This window comes from Paraburkholderia sp. CNPSo 3281 (assembly GCF_024206515.1).
Classification (GTDB): Bacteria; Pseudomonadota; Gammaproteobacteria; order Burkholderiales; family Burkholderiaceae; genus Paraburkholderia; species Paraburkholderia nodosa.
This window is the reverse complement of record NZ_JAMBPS010000018.1, coordinates 82,970-97,584: the sequence shown is the minus strand read 5'-3', so window position 1 is coordinate 97,584 and position 14,615 is coordinate 82,970. Positions and strand designations below refer to the sequence as shown.

The window sequence follows — 14,615 nt, the reverse complement described above, 5'->3', positions numbered from 1 at the left end:
GCGATGACACCGCTGCGCTCGTTCAGCGGGCGGGCGCAGCGGGAGTGCACCGGGCTTCTAGAGCGGTTCTTCGTGTGAAGCGGAAGGACCGACGTATTCGTAACGCGCGGTGTTCACGTGCGAGATGCGAAGCTCGACAGGCTCCTGGTGATACGAGTACGCAATGCGCCGCACTTCGAGCAACGGCGTACCGGGCGCCACCTCGAGGAGTTCACTCTCGAACTCGTTGGCGGTCGCGACGCGCAACCGCTCTTCGGTCCCGACCACGTTGATGTGGAACGCGTCCTGGTAGAAGTTGTAAAGCGTGCTGGGCCGCTCGCGCAACGCGGCTTCGGTCAACCCCGCGAAACGCTCCTCGGCCACGGTGATGCTGTCGATCATGACCGTCTCGCCATGCAGCGCCAGGCGGTTCACGAACGAGAAGACCCGCGCGTTCGGTTCGATGCCGAGAATCGCGGCGACTTCGCGCGTCGCCTTGGCCTTCGTGAACGACACGAGGCTCACCGTGGGATAGCTCTTCTCGCCGTCCTGCCGCACGACCCGGAAAAATCGGAAGAAATAGCGATCGCGCTGGTGTTGCGCGACGAACGTGCCGAGTCCCTGATGACGCACGAGAATGTTGTCCGCCACGAGTTCGTCGATCGCTTTGCGCAGCGTCCCGATCGACACGCCAAAGCGCTCGGACAGGCGCTTCTCCGAAGGTATCGCCTCGCCGCCTTTCCATTCCTTCGCCGACAGCGCGGCGAGGATCCCGTTTTTCACTTCCTTGTACCGCGTTCCCCCGATGACGGGCGTGCCTGCCGCGCCCGCCGCGTGGGCTGCGCCGTTCTTCAGCGTGTTCATGGTGGTGTTCCCCCTTCCTTGTACGTTCCGGACTTTGACGCGATTTTACTTCATCTGGCTTATCTAACACATATAGATGATATGGTTGACATGGATGAATGAGCGGTCTATGATGCGCAGCATGGCCACGCGCCAGACCCCCCGTGAACAAAACTGGAGACACTCAGATGAGCCAGGCAGCTCAAGCAGCACAGCAGGCTGATTCAACGGCGGCCCATGCCGATCCGGCGCGCAGGACGATTCACATCGTGCTGCACGAGGCGAAGGACACGGTTGGTGTCGCGGTCGTCGAGGGCATCAAGGCGGGCACGCAGCTGAACGCGTGGATCATGGACGAGGACGAAATCGTCACGGTCCCGGCGAAGCAGGACATTCCGATCGGTCACAAGGTGGCGCTCAAGGACATGGCCGTGGGCGACACCGTCTACAAGTACGGCGTCGATATCGGCAAGGTCGTGGCGCCCATCAAGGCGGGTGAGCACGCTCACGTTCACAACATCAAGACGAAGCGCTGGTAAGGCGCAGGCGAGCCAGCCAGTCGAACCCCTCCCATTCAGAGAGAGACACCATGAGCGTGATTGACCAGAACACCATTTTCCGCGGCTATCGCCGCTCGAACGGCCGCGTCGGCGTGCGCAACCACGTCATCATCCTGCCCGTCGACGACCTGTCGAACGCCGCCGCGCAAGCGGTCGAGCACAACATCAAGGGCACCATGGCGCTGCCGCATCCGTACGGCCGCCTCCAGTTCGGCGCGGACCTCGACCTGCATTTCCGCACGCTGATCGGCGCGGGCTGCAACCCGAACGTCGCCGGCGTGATCGTCATCGGTATCGAGGAAGGCTGGACCAAGCGCGTGGTGGACGGCATCGCGAAGTCGGGCAAGCCGGTGATGGGCTTCGGCATCGAACTGCACGGCGACCATGACACGATCATGCGCGCCTCGAAGGCCGCCAAGGAAATGGTGCAGTGGGCGACGACGCTCGAGCGCGAGGAGTGCCCGATTTCCGATCTGTGGGTATCGACCAAGTGCGGCGAGTCGGATACGACGTCGGGCTGCGGCGCGAACCCGACGGTCGGCAATGCGTTCGACAAGCTCTACGGACTCGGCACGACGCTCGTGTTCGGCGAGACCTCGGAGCTGACGGGCGGCGAGCAGATCGTTGCGGCGCGCTGCGCGAACGATCAGGTGCGCGAGCGCTTCCAGTTCATGTTCGACCGCTATCAGGACATGATCAACCGCTGGAAGACCGACGATCTCTCCGAGTCGCAGCCGACGAAGGGCAACATCGCAGGCGGCCTGACCACGATCGAGGAAAAGGCGCTCGGCAATATCCAGAAGATCGGCAAGAAGTGCCGCGTGGACGGCGTGCTCGACAAGGCCGAGGAGCCGACGCATGCTGGCCTGTGGTTCATGGACTCGTCGTCGGCGGCGGCGGAGATGGTGACGCTGTGCGCGGCCTCGGGTTTCGCCGTGCACTTCTTCCCGACAGGGCAGGGCAACGTGATCGGCAATCCGATCGTGCCGGTCATCAAGATCTGCGCGAATCCGCGCACGGTGCGCACGATGAGCGAGCACGTCGACGTCGATGTGTCGGGCTTGCTGCAGCGCGAGCAGAACCTCGATCAGGCCGGCGACAAGCTGCTCGAATCGATGCTCGCAACGGCGAACGGCCGCTGGACCGCGGCGGAAACGCTGGGCCATCGCGAGTTCGTGCTCACGCGTCTGTTCGAAAGCGCCTGATCCGCGCAAGCAACACCCCGCAAGCCCGCCTGAGCGGCGGGCATTGCGAACGCAGTTTCCCCGCAGTTCCATCACAGTTGCGCGCACCGCGGCGCAAAGCGCCGTGCAGACACGGCCACAAAACCGGACCACGGAAGTCCGCCCACGGTGCGCGAAGCTGTATCACCAGGCAGCAGCGAGTGGAGGAGACACCACCTTGCGCGTGCTCAGACATCTCTATGCCCAGGTCCTGATCGGACTTGCGGCCGGTATTCTCGTCGGCTATTTCTGGCCGCACTTCGGCGTTGAAATGAAACCATTGGGCGACACGTTCATTCGCCTGATCAAAATGCTCATTACGCTGGTGATTTTCTGCACCGTGTCGCTCGGTATTGCACGGATGGAAAACCTCAAGCATGTCGGGCGAGTGGGCGTCAAGACGATCGTCTATTTCGAAGCCGTGACGACGCTTGCGCTGGTATTGGGGCTGGTGGTGGCGAACGTGCTGCATCCGGGCGAAGGGCTCAATATCGACCCGGCTACGCTCGATACGCAGGCCGTGAGCCACTACGTGAGCGAAGCGCATACTGCGGCGTCACAAAGCATCCTCGAAGAGATCGTGCCGAACTCGGTAGTCGGTGCGTTCGCGCACGGCAACCTGCTGCAGGTGCTGCTGTTCTCGGTGCTGTTCGGCGTGGCATTGTCGATCATGTCGCGCAACAGCCGGTTCCTGTCGCGCGTGATCGAGCAGAGCGGCGAGGCGCTCATGCGTATCGTCGAGATGATCATGCGGCTCGCGCCGCTCGGTGCGTTCGGCGCCATGGCGTTCACGGTGGGCAAGTATGGCATCGGTACGTTGCAGCAGCTCGGTCTGCTGATCGTCTGTTTCTATCTCACCAGTATCCTGTTCATCGTCCTGGTGCTCGGCACGATCTGCCGTTGGGCCGGCGTCGGTTTGTGGCCGCTGCTCAACTATCTGCGCGAGGAACTGCTGATCGTGCTCGGCACCTCGACCACGGAATCGGTGCTGCCGCGCCTGATGGACAAACTCGAGCGCCTCGGCTGCCCGAAGCCCATCGTCGGTCTCGTGCTGCCGACAGGCTACTCGTTCAATCTCGACGGCGCGGCCATCTATCTCACGATGACGTCGCTTTTCATCGCCCAGGCCACCAACACGCATCTGTCACTGCTGCAGCAGCTCGGCCTGCTCGCCATCCTGCTGCTGACGTCCAAGGGCGGCGCGGGCGTTGCGGGCGCGGCGCTGGTGGCGCTCACGGCCACGCTCTCCACCCACAACATCATTCCGGTTGCCGGCATCACGCTGATCATCGGCATCGACCGCGTGCTCAACGAAATTCGCGCGATCGTCAACATGATCGGCAACGCGGTGGCGACGATCGTGGTCGCGCGCTGGGAGGGTGTGTTCGACGCCGAGGCGGCGCGCAAGGTGCTGGCCGCGCCGCGCGCCGCTCAAGGCGTGAGTGATGCGGAGTCCGAAACGGCCGGCAGCGTCAACGAAAGCAAGCCACGCGCTTACGCACAGGAACGCCCAAATTGAAGAGCGATCGCAAGAAAATCGTCATCAGCGAGTTCATGGATGCGTCGGCGGTGGATTCGCTGCGGCGTCATTTCGACGTGCACGCACACGCGTCGCTCGTCGACGAACCCGAGCGGCTGCGCAGTCTGCTGGCGGACGCCGACGCGCTGATCGTGCGCAACCGCACACAGGTCACCGCCGCGCTGCTGGACGACGCGCCGCGCTTGTCGGTGGTCGGGCGGCTCGGCGTCGGGCTGGACAATATCGCGCTCGGCGCATGCAGGGAACGCGGCGTGCAGGTGTTTCCGGCAACGGGCGCCAACGCGGCAGCCGTGGCCGAGTATGTGATCGCCACGTCGCTGATGCTGCTGCGCGGCGCGTACCTGTCGAGCGCGGCTGTTGCACAGGGGCAGTGGCCGCGCACCGCGCTCTCGAACGGGCGCGAAGCGGCTGGCGGCACGATGGCCGTGATCGGTTTTGGCGGCATCGGGCGGCTCGTCGCGCAGCTGGCGCGAGGTATCGGCATGCAGGTAGTGGGCTTTGATCCGCAGATTCCGGCGGATGCGGCCTGCTGGCAGGAGACGGGCACCCGGGGCATGTCGTTCGACGACGCGCTGCGCGCTGCCGACGTCGTGACTGTTCACGTGCCGCTCGTCGAGAGCACGCACAATCTGCTCGGCCCGGCGCAACTGCAGATGCTCGAACCGCATGCAGTCCTGATCAATACGTCGCGAGGCGGCGTGATCGACGAAAGCGCGCTGGCCGAAGCGCTGACGCAAGGCCGCCTGGGCGGCGCCGCGCTCGATGTGTTCGCCGACGAACCGCTCAAGGCGGGTTCGCCGCTTGCGGACGTGCCCAATCTGATCCTCACGCCGCATATTGCGGGCTTGACCGTGCAGTCGAACGAGCGCGTCAGCACGCTGGTCGCGTCGCGCGTGATGGATGCGTTGCTCGCGGGCGAGCATGACTCAACGAAAACGAAGGAACTCTGACATGACGCGGATCTCGTCCGGTGATCTTCACGACCTCGCCACGTGCACGATGCTTGCCGCGGGCGCCACGCCGCGCACGGCCCAGGCCACCGCGCGCGCGCTCGTCTACGCCGACGAACGCGGCCTGTCTTCGCACGGCGTCGCGCGTTTGCCGATGTATGTCGCGCAGTTGCGCAACGGCCGTGTCGACGCGAAGGCCAGCCCGTCAGTCGTCGAATCGCGCAATGCCGCGGTGTTGATCGACGCGGCGGACGGCATGGCGTTCCCGGCTTGCGAACTGGCCGTCGAAACGCTCGTGAAGCGCGCGCGGGAACACGGCAGCGCGGTCGTGAGCGTGACGCGCAGCCACCACCTTGGCGCGGGCGCATGGCATCTGGAGCCGGTCGGCGCGGCCGGCATGGTGGGGCTCGCGTTCAGCAACACGCCCGCTGCGATGGCGGCGTGGGGAGGGCGGCACGCCGTGTTCGGCACCAATCCCGTGGCGGCCGTGTTTCCGCGCCGCGACGGCAAGCCGCTGATGATCGACCTGTCGTTGTCCAATGTGGCGCGCGGCAAGATCATGGTGGCCGCCCGCGAAGGCAAGCCGATTCCCGAGGGCTGGGCGACTTCGCGCGACGGCCGGCCGACAACCGATGCGAAGGCCGCGCTGGAAGGCATGATGCTTCCGTTCGGCGGGGCGAAAGGGGCGATGCTCGCGCTCATGGTCGAATTGCTCGCCGCCGCGCTGGCCGGGGCGAACTTCGGCTACGAGGCGGGTTCGTTCCTGACCGAAGAGGGCGAGAAGTCGCGCGTGGGCCACCTGTTCTGGGCGATCGATCCGGGTGCGCTGGCGGGCAATGCCACCTATCTTGCGCGCGTCGAGGCGTTGATCGAAGTGATGCTGCAGGACGCCGATGTACGGCTGCCGGGGCAACGGCGGGCCGGCCTCGCCGATACCGCTGCACACGACGGCATCGACATTCCCGACGCGCTGCTCAATCAGTTGCGAGCGTTGGCGGCGTGAGCGCTTGCAGCGATCGCCGGATGGGTCAGGCCGCCGTGAAGTAACTCTTGATCGCGTCGGTGAATGCGGTACGGCTGTGCCTCGCGCGTTCGAGCAAGCCAACGTGGCGCCGCACGTCGACGCCATTGAGCGACATGACGCGGATGGCGCGATCGTTGGCGAAGTCGACGTTGGCGAGTTCAGGAACGATCGAAATGCCGAAGCCCTGGCGCACCAGCGCGACGATCGCTTCGACGGAGTTCAGCTCCATCGCTTCGTTGACTTCGACCTTGCACTGATCGAGCACATTCTGCACGAGGTGTCCGGTCCATGTGCTGCGGTCGAAGCGCATGAACGGCGCATGGCGGAGGATGTCGTCCTGCTGCGGCGGCAAATCGAAGTGCGGGGCCGTTGGCATGATGAGAATCATCGGTTCCGAATACAGAGGTGTCCAAAGGAGTGTGGACGCGAGAGGGTGCGGAGACTGCGTGACGACCGCCGCATCGAGTTCGCCGACTTCGACCTGGTGCGCAAAATCGCTGGACATGCCGGCGAGCAGATGCACATCGAGGCGAGGATGGTGTTGGCGTATTGACCATAAGGCATCGGCGAATGCGCCCATCAGCGCGGAGACGAGTGCGCCGATCACGACCGTTCCCGACATTTCGTCGCCGCCGGCGGCGACCTCGAGAAGCTCGTAGCGGCGAACGATTTCTTCGATCTCGGGAATGAGTGCGCGGCCAACGGGATTCAGCACGGCAGCGCGCGCGTTGCGGTCAAAAAGCTGAACATTGAGATCGCTTTCGAGCGCGCGAATCTGCAGCCCGATGGCCGCAGCGGTGAGGCCGACCTTGTTGCCGGCGGCGGCAAAGGTGCCACATCGCGCGACAGAGAGAAATATTTTGAGGGTGCGAATGGATGGCATTGCTCGCGTTTCGCGGAGAAGACATGCTCGCTTCGATCCCCGAAATTTTACGCAACCTAAAGTATTTCCTGGTCTCAGGAAAACCATTACTGCGTTTATCTTTAGCAAGCCGCAAGCGACAATGGACGCAGCAGCGCGGCCAGATTTTCTGGGCCGGCGCAGTCAATGCATCCCCCGCATGCCCCACAACACTGAACGTCGCTCCGGGATCCTTCATCAATGACAGCCTGGTTGAATGCGCAAATCGCCGCTGGCGCCATCGGAATCGGTGTCAGTTCGATCGCAGTGGCGGGAAGGGTCGTGGCGATCGCGTACCTGGTCTACGGGCTGACGGGTTTTGGTTCGTCGATCGTTGCCATACCGTTGCTCACGCAACTGGTGCCCCTGCGCACGGCAACACCCGTGATGCTGGTGCTGGATCTCGTTGCCGGGATGCTCGTGGGCATGCGCAACCTTCAGTTTGTTCAGACCCAGGAACTCAAAAGGCTCGGGCCATGGTTGTGCATCGGGCTTCTGCTGGGCGTGAGCGTGCTGGTTTGCGTGCCGGAAAAGCCGCTCGAACTCATTCTTGGCGTGTGCCTGTTGACCTACTCGCTCTGGAAGGTCATGTCCCGTGGCGAATTTCGTGAGATCGGCGGACGCTGGGCCCTGCCATTGGGCTTCTTTGGCGGATGCCTCACCGCAGTATTCGGTACCGGCGGCCCGGTTTACACGATTTATCTGGCCGGCCGTTTGCGCGATCCCGACCAGCGACGTGCAACGATCAGCACACTCATTACCGCCACGGCGGTCGCCCGGCTCATTCTCTTCTCCGTTTCCGGACTCTATCGAAACCCGGCTGTCCTCCCGCTCGCCAGCTTTCTGTTGCCTTGCGGCGCGGTGGGATTGTTCGCCGGTGCGAGGCTGCGCAGCGCCATTTCGGCGCAACGCGTCCTCACGCTTCTCTGGATCGTTCTTATCGTCGCGGCAGTCAATTTGATCATTCGTTCCGTACCGGCGTTGTTCGGCTAAGCCACTTCGTTACCCATGCCGGTTCACACCCGATTCCACTTGAACAAGGAGTAGACGATGATTCACGCGGTGTTGCATGAGCGCGAAGACACGGTTGGCGTTGCCGTGGTCGAGGGCATCAAGGCGGGCCTGGCGTTGAACGCCTGGATCATGGATGACGACAAGATCGTCGCGATCGTCGCCCAGCAGGACATTCCGATCGGTCACAAGGTGGCGCTCAAGGACATGGCCGTGGGCGACACCGTCTACAAGTACGGCGTCGATATCGGCAAGGTCGTGGCGCCCATCAAGGCGGGCGAGCACGCTCACGTTCACAACATCAAGACGAAGCGCTGGTAAAAGCGGCAATCAAGATTGAATGCATGAGACGGCTGGAAACATTCGCCCAGCAGAGGCGATCTCCAGCTCGTTGCCACAACTGGTCAGAGTGCCGGGTCTGCGCGGCCCGGCAACTTTCTCGTCAACGTCGCGTGCACGCGGCGTGAGGCGAGATCAAGGAGACACCATGTTGCGTCGTTTTTGCAGGCACATTTATGTCCAGGTCCTGATCGCCATCCTGATCGGGATCGCCGTCGGACACTTCTTCCCGACATTTGCCCAGTCCCTGAAGCCGTTATCGGATGCGTTCATTCGTCTGATCAAGATGATTACGCCGCCGTTGATCTTCACCACGATCGTATGCGGCGCCTCGCAGATCGGCGAGATGCGCACGCTGGGCCGGATCGCGGGCAAGACCATTATCTATTTCGAGGTGGTGACCACGCTGGCCTTGCTGATCGGCATGTTGATGGTGAACCTGATTGGCCCGGGTGTCGGCATGAATATCCAGCCAGGCACCGCCGATGTGCACGTGCTGGCGCAATTTCAAACGGAAGTGCATCACGGCGGCGGCCTCACGGGCTTTTTCCTCAACATCATTCCTTCGAGTTTCCTGAGTCCGTTTGCTTCGGGCGACATGCTACAGATCGTCGTGATTGCCTGCTTGTTCGCGGTGGGCTTGTCGTATATCGGCGAGAAGGGGCAGCCGGTCCTGACGTTCTTCGACGCGGTGTCGGCGGTGCTCTTCAGGATTGTGGGCTTCATCATGAAGCTCGCACCGCTCGGCGCGTTGGGGGCGATGGGCTTTGCAGTCGGGAAATACGGACTGTCGGCATTGAATTCGCTCGGCATGCTGCTCATCACGATCTACGTGGCGACGATCTTTTTCCTCGTGGTCGTGCTGGGCACCATCTGCCGGATGAGCGGTTTCAGCCTCCTTCGGCTGGTCAATTATTTGAAGGGAGAGATTCTGCTCGTGCTTGCCACGACGTCGTCTGAATCGGTGTTCCCACAATTGATCCGCAAGCTCGAAGGCATGGGGTGCCCGAAACAGGTCGTCGGTATCGTGATGCCGATGGGCTATTCGTTCAACCTCGACGGGACCTGTGTGGCTCAGGTGATTTGCGCGATGTTTATCGCGCAGGCCTATAACGTGCCGCTGTCATGGACAGACCAGATCGGGCTGATGGTGCTCTCGATGATCAGCTCGAAAGGCGCAGCCGGCGTATCGGGCGCAGGTTTCGTCACGCTGCTCGCCACGCTCACGGCGTTCAAGCAGATTCCCATTGAAGGCGCGGCCCTCATTCTTGGGGTGGACCGTTTCATTTCGGAAGTGCGCGCCGTCACCAACATGATCGGGAACGCCGTTGCCACGCTCGTGGTGTCCGGACTCGAAAAGGAACGCGACAACGCGCAAATGGCCACCGTGCTGAAGCTGCGGCGCGTGCGCGGCGAGGCATAGGAAACCTTTAGCTGAACGCCAGAATTATTCGATTTTTCCTGGCGAAGAATTGCTGAACAATCGATGTACGAAATCCGTTCAATCGTACTGCGTCAGCAGCTATTCGAGAGGCATCGTGAATACCGACAAACTTCGAGTCAGAGTCTGGAGAAGTGTTACGCGTGGGCTCGTCACTTACGACGTCCCGCGTTACGAAAGTCAAACGGTCCTGGACGTCGTGACGTTCATTCAGCGGCAACTGCAGCCCGACCTCGCATACCGGTTCGCGTGCCGCGTGGGCATGTGCGGATCCTGTGCGATGAACGTCAACGGCAAGGCGCGCTGGACGTGCCGCACGCACGTGTCGAAAGTCGCGGTGAACGACGAACTGGAGATCGCGCCGCTATCCAATCTGCCCGTCATCAAGGACCTCGTGACTGACATGAGCGACTTCTTCGACAAGTGGAGCCGGGCCAAGGGGCAGTTTTCGGGTAGCCGGTCGCGCCACGACGATTTCGCCAGAGTGAGTCCCGAGAGCGCGCAACGAAAGGCGGCGGACGCCGGGATCGAGTGCATCGGTTGTGGCGTGTGCTATTCGTCCTGCGACGTCGTGACGTGGCGCCCGGATTATCTGGGGCCCGCCGCGCTGAACCGTGCGTGGACGCTCGTCAACGACGAACGCGACACGCAAACGCTCGAACGTCTGCGCGCCGTCGCTGGCGACGCGGGCTGTCACTCGTGTCATACCCAGGCCACGTGCACGGAGCGTTGCCCCAAGCATCTCTCGCCGACAGCCGGTATTGCCGGCTTAAAGCGGATGACGATGAAGGCTGCGCGCGAAGGAGACCTGTAATGCAAGGCCTATCTCTTCGCACTCAGGCTCGTCTTTGGTACTGGCAGCGCATGAGTGCGACTGTGCTCGCGCTCTGCGTGTTCGTTCATCTCGGCGTCATCATCTACGCCGTCCATAGCGGCTTGAGCGCGTCGGCCATTCTCGGCCGCACGCGCGGAAATCTGTGGTTTGGCGCGTTCTATACGGTATTCGCGATCGCGTGTGCGGTCCACGTGCCTATCGGTCTGCTCAGAATCTCAGAGGAGTGGCTGCACTGGCGCGGAAAGGCTGCGCAGTTCGCCTGTCTCGCGTTTTCCGCTGGCCTCGCGCTGATGGGGTTGCGCGCCGTTTATGGAGTCGTATCGTGATGCGAAAGAACGACTATCGCGCCCGCACGCATCCTGCCTGGTGGGCCTTTCTCGTGCATCGTCTTTCCGGTCTGGCGCTGGCCTTGTTCCTGCCGGTTCACTTCTGGGCGCTCGGCCATGCCATTACGGGCGAGGCTTCTCTCGACGGCTTTCTTCGTGTGACCGACCAGCCGCTTTTCAAGTTTGGCGAATGGGGACTCGTGGTCCTGCTCTCGCTTCACATGATGGGGGGGATTCGTCTCTTGCTGATTGAATTTCTGCCGTGGACCGGCTTGAGAAAGAACTGGCTCGCCTTCGGTTTGGGGGCAAGCACCTGTACGGGCCTGGCTTTCCTGCTCGCGCTCGTGCATTAGCCCCGTATAGTGAAAATCCACGCTGCACGACAGCCCCACAACTTTTTACCAATCCGGAAGAGACGGCCATGAAACTCGATCTCGACGTCGTCGAGGAAGCCTCGAAGGAACTGTATATCCGCGCCCTCAAGTTGCTCCCGCCCGACGTGAAAGAGGGCATTGAAAGGCTTTCCGCCAGCGAAACGTCGCCGGTCGCGCAGCGGGTTCTCGAAACGATGCGGACCAATATCCGTGTCGCCGAAGATACGGAGAACCTGCTTTGCCAGGACACGGGCATCCCGATTTACAACGTCGCGCTTGGGCGCAACGTCGAGTTCGACGGCTTCGCATTGAAGGCGGCGATTCGCAAAGGGTGCGAGCGCGCCACGAAGGAACACCCGCTGCGTTCGTCGGTCGTGCATCCGCTCACGCGCAAGAACAATCACACGTCGTGCGGCATCGAGGTGCCCGTCATTCACGTCGACTTCACGGACGAGAACGAGACCGCAACCATCGAGATGGTGCCGAAAGGCAGCGGCTCGGAGAACAACTCTTTCCTGAAGATGGCCGTGCCTGCCGAGGGGATCGACGCGATCAAGATGTTCGTCGTCGACTGTGTGATCTCGGCAGGCGGCAAAACGTGTCCGCCGACGATCGTGGGCGTGGGTCTCGGCGGCACGTCCGATCTATCCATTGCGCTAGCCAAACGTGCCGCGACGCGCGCGTTGGGCACCACGTGCGCCGACCCCGAAGGCGCCACACTCGAACGCGAACTGACGCAGGCCGTGAACCGTCTCGGTGTCGGCCCGCAGGGTCTCGGGGGCGATAGCACGGCGTTTGCGGTGCATATCGAGCTGGCGTCGACCCACATCACGATGAATCCCATTGCGGTCAACATGCAGTGTCACTCGGCGCGGCGCGCGAAGGCGCTGCTTACCTCAGACGGTCTCACTTACGGATTCTGAAATGGCTCACTACGACCTCCATACGCCTGTCGACGAGTCGCAGATCCGCAAGCTGCGGGTGAACGATACGGTGACCTTGCATCTGACGCTGTTCGGCATCCGCGATGCAACGCAGATCCATCTGTTCGACAAGGGGCGCACGACGGAATTCGACCTGCGCGGGCACGCGGTCATTCACACGGCGCCCAACGTGCGCAAGGTCGTGCCAAGCAGCGAATTCCCGGCGGGATATCAACCGGTCTGCATCGGCACGACCACGTCGGACCGCATGGAACGCTTCACGCGGCCGCTGATGGAGCAGTACGGCGTACGCATGATCGTTGGAAAGGGCGGCTTGCGCGAAGGATCGAAGTCGGCGTTCCAGGATCTGGGCGGCGTCTACCTGGCCATCATCGGCGGCACGGCAGCGCTCGAAACGACATGGATCGAGAAGATCGAAGCCGTCGATCTGGACGACCTCAATCCGGAGTCGCTCTGGAAATTCAGGATCAAGGGCTTCGGCCCGCTGCTCGTGGCTATGGACAGCCACGGCGGCAGCCTGTACGACGAAGTCAGGGGCGACACCGCCTCGCGACGCGCCGAAGTGCTTGAAAGCCTGGGAGTACCGACAAAATGAATATCGCGCGCGTCAAGACAGATATCCTGATTCTCGGCTCGGGCGGCGCCGGTCTCTTTGCCGCACTGCACGCGCACAAGCAGGCGCCGGACCTCTCGATCACGGTTGCCGTGAAAGGGCTCCTCGGGAAATGCGGCTGCACGCGCATGGTGCAGGGCGGCTATAACGTCGCGCTGGCGCCCGGCGATTCGGTCGAGCGTCACTTCATGGACACGATTGAGGGGAGCAAATGGTTGTCCAACCAGGACCTCGCCTGGGCGTTGGTGAGCACGGCGGTCGAGCGCGTGCGCGAGCTCGAAAACGAACTCGGCTGCTTTTTCGACCGTAACCCCGACGGGTCGATTCACCAGAAGGCGTTCGCTGGCCAGACGTTCGACAGAACGGTCCACAAGGGCGACCTGACCGGCATCGAGATCATCAACCGCCTGGCCGAGCAGGTGTGGAGCCGCGGCATCCATCGCCTGGAGGAGCACCGGGCCATCGAATTGATCAAGACGCGCGACGGCAAGCATGTCGCGGGCGTATTGATGATCGACATGCGCACGGGCCGCTTCGTATTTGTGCAGGCGAGGGCGGTGCTGCTCGCAACGGGCGGCGGCCCGACGATGTACAAGTTTCATACGCCGTCGGGGGACAAGAGCTGCGACGGACTGGCGATGGCGCTGCGCGCGGGCCTCACGCTCCGCGATATGGAAATGGTGCAGTTTCATCCTACGGGTCTGCTTGCCGGCAGTCACACGCGGATGACCGGAACCGTGCTCGAAGAAGGACTCCGCGGGGCAGGGGGGTACTTGCTGAACGGCACGAAAGAGCGGTTCATGGATCGCTATGACAAGCGCGGCGAACGCGCCACGCGCGACATCGTTTCGCGCGGCATCTATTCGGAAATGCGTGCGGGGCGCACTTCGCCCAATGGCGGCGTGTACATCCAGATGAGCCACCTGGGCCCGGACAAGGTGCGCAAGCAGTTCAAGGGCATGGTGGAACGTTGCGCGGACTGCGGATTCGATCTCGCGGGCGGGCTCGTCGAAGTGGTGCCGACCGCGCATTACATGATGGGCGGCGTGACGTTCCACACCGACTGCGGCACTGAGTTGAGTGGGCTCTTCGCGGCGGGAGAGGACACGGGTGGCGTGCACGGAGCGAACCGGCTCGGTGGCAACGGCGTGGCGAACTCCACGGTGTTCGGCGGCATCGCAGGCGACAACATGGCGAAGTGGGTCAAAGCGCAAGGTGAATATCGCGAACCCGATTCGCTCGCCATCGAAGGTGCCATCAAGGAAGCCGAAGTCCCCTTCTCCAAGAACGGAAAAGGGCTCGAGAGCATTCGGGAAGCGCTCTACGAATGCATGTGGACGCACGTCGGCATCATTCGCGATCGCGACGGGCTCTTGCGGGCACGCCAGGTCCTGGCCGAACTTCATGAGCGGTTGATGCTCACCGGCGTCGTGGACGGCGATCGCGCATTCAACGCACAGTGGCACGACTGGCTGAACCTGAAGAATCTGATTGCAGTCAGCCAGATCATCACCGAGGCGGCCCTATCTCGCGAGAATTCGCGGGGCGCGCATTTCCGTGAGGATTATCCGGAAGCCGGCGATCTGGAGAGGTCCGCCTACACGACGATTCGCAAAAGTGGAGGAGAGGTCGAGATCAAACAGGAGCCAGTGACATTCAGCCGGGTACGGCCGGGAGAAACGATTCTTTGCGAGCAGATGGCGCAATGAGGG

Annotated in this window: 16 protein-coding genes; 14 read left to right on the top strand and 2 right to left on the bottom strand. The window is 62.5% G+C overall.

Annotated elements, in window-relative coordinates; all coding sequences use genetic code 11:
* Nucleotides 1-57 precede the first annotated feature (57 nt).
* The gene (locus tag M3I56_RS19415; protein ID WP_254355370.1) at nt 58-843 is read right to left on the bottom strand and encodes a GntR family transcriptional regulator; all 786 of its coding nucleotides are present in this window, start codon (nt 841-843) and stop codon (nt 58-60) included.
* A 167-nt stretch (nt 844-1,010) separates the two neighbouring features.
* On the opposite strand from M3I56_RS19415, the gene M3I56_RS19410 reads away from it, so the two are divergent.
* From M3I56_RS19410 to M3I56_RS19390, 5 genes are all read left to right on the top strand, one after another.
* The gene (locus tag M3I56_RS19410; protein ID WP_281282595.1) at nt 1,011-1,361 is read left to right on the top strand and encodes a UxaA family hydrolase; all 351 of its coding nucleotides are present in this window, start codon (nt 1,011-1,013) and stop codon (nt 1,359-1,361) included.
* Nucleotides 1,362-1,411: 50 nt separating this feature from the next.
* Nucleotides 1,412-2,587, top strand: coding sequence for a UxaA family hydrolase (locus M3I56_RS19405; RefSeq protein ID WP_028203478.1), 1,176 nt, complete (start codon nt 1,412-1,414; stop codon nt 2,585-2,587).
* A 196-nt stretch (nt 2,588-2,783) separates the two neighbouring features.
* Entirely contained in the window at nt 2,784-4,124 is a 1,341-nt protein-coding gene (dctA, locus tag M3I56_RS19400) for a C4-dicarboxylate transporter DctA (RefSeq protein ID WP_302056905.1), read from the top strand.
* Nucleotides 4,121-5,095 carry a hydroxyacid dehydrogenase gene (locus M3I56_RS19395; RefSeq protein WP_302056904.1) on the top strand — a complete coding sequence of 325 codons (975 nt, stop codon included), beginning with the start codon at nt 4,121-4,123 and terminating at the stop codon, nt 5,093-5,095. The genes dctA (M3I56_RS19400) and M3I56_RS19395 overlap by 4 nt, the downstream gene beginning before the upstream one ends.
* 1 nt (nt 5,096) lies before the next feature.
* A complete protein-coding gene (locus M3I56_RS19390) occupies nt 5,097-6,098 on the top strand; it encodes an Ldh family oxidoreductase (RefSeq protein WP_254355369.1) in 1,002 nt (333 codons plus the stop codon).
* 25 nt (nt 6,099-6,123) lie between these two features.
* On the opposite strand, the gene M3I56_RS19385 is transcribed toward M3I56_RS19390, so the two are convergent.
* Nucleotides 6,124-7,002 (bottom strand): LysR family transcriptional regulator, encoded by an 879-nt coding sequence (locus tag M3I56_RS19385; protein ID WP_254355368.1) that lies wholly within the window; start codon nt 7,000-7,002, stop codon nt 6,124-6,126.
* A 219-nt stretch (nt 7,003-7,221) separates the two neighbouring features.
* Here M3I56_RS19385 and M3I56_RS19380 point away from each other — a divergent pair, with 219 nt between their 5' ends.
* The 9 genes from M3I56_RS19380 to M3I56_RS19340 all read left to right on the top strand — a co-directional run bounded on the left by M3I56_RS19380 (nt 7,222) and on the right by M3I56_RS19340 (nt 14,612).
* Nucleotides 7,222-8,013, top strand: coding sequence for a sulfite exporter TauE/SafE family protein (locus M3I56_RS19380; RefSeq protein ID WP_254355367.1), 792 nt, complete (start codon nt 7,222-7,224; stop codon nt 8,011-8,013).
* Nucleotides 8,014-8,070: 57 nt separating this feature from the next.
* A complete protein-coding gene (locus tag M3I56_RS19375) occupies nt 8,071-8,352 on the top strand; it encodes a UxaA family hydrolase (RefSeq protein WP_254355365.1) in 282 nt (93 codons plus the stop codon).
* Nucleotides 8,353-8,518: 166 nt separating this feature from the next.
* Nucleotides 8,519-9,793 (top strand): C4-dicarboxylate transporter DctA, encoded by a 1,275-nt coding sequence (dctA, locus tag M3I56_RS19370; RefSeq protein WP_254355364.1) that lies wholly within the window; start codon nt 8,519-8,521, stop codon nt 9,791-9,793.
* Nucleotides 9,794-9,908: 115 nt separating this feature from the next.
* Nucleotides 9,909-10,625: a succinate dehydrogenase/fumarate reductase iron-sulfur subunit gene (locus M3I56_RS19365; protein ID WP_028203484.1), complete on the top strand. Its 717-nt coding sequence runs from the start codon at nt 9,909-9,911 to the stop codon at nt 10,623-10,625.
* A 50-nt stretch (nt 10,626-10,675) separates the two neighbouring features.
* Entirely contained in the window at nt 10,676-10,972 is a 297-nt protein-coding gene (locus M3I56_RS19360; RefSeq protein ID WP_254355363.1) for a succinate dehydrogenase, read from the top strand.
* Nucleotides 10,972-11,325, top strand: coding sequence for a succinate dehydrogenase, cytochrome b556 subunit (sdhC, locus tag M3I56_RS19355; RefSeq protein ID WP_254355405.1), 354 nt, complete (start codon nt 10,972-10,974; stop codon nt 11,323-11,325). The genes M3I56_RS19360 and sdhC overlap by 1 nt, the downstream gene beginning before the upstream one ends.
* Nucleotides 11,326-11,393: 68 nt before the next feature.
* Complete coding sequence (locus tag M3I56_RS19350; RefSeq protein ID WP_254355361.1) at nt 11,394-12,269, top strand: fumarate hydratase; 876 nt, start codon at nt 11,394-11,396, stop codon at nt 12,267-12,269.
* Nucleotide 12,270: 1 nt separating this feature from the next.
* The gene (locus M3I56_RS19345; protein WP_254355360.1) at nt 12,271-12,885 is read left to right on the top strand and encodes a fumarate hydratase C-terminal domain-containing protein; all 615 of its coding nucleotides are present in this window, start codon (nt 12,271-12,273) and stop codon (nt 12,883-12,885) included.
* The gene (locus tag M3I56_RS19340) at nt 12,882-14,612 is read left to right on the top strand and encodes an L-aspartate oxidase (RefSeq protein ID WP_254355359.1); all 1,731 of its coding nucleotides are present in this window, start codon (nt 12,882-12,884) and stop codon (nt 14,610-14,612) included. Before M3I56_RS19345 ends, M3I56_RS19340 begins: the two co-directional genes overlap by 4 nt.
* The last annotated feature ends 3 nt before the right edge of the window (nt 14,613-14,615 follow it).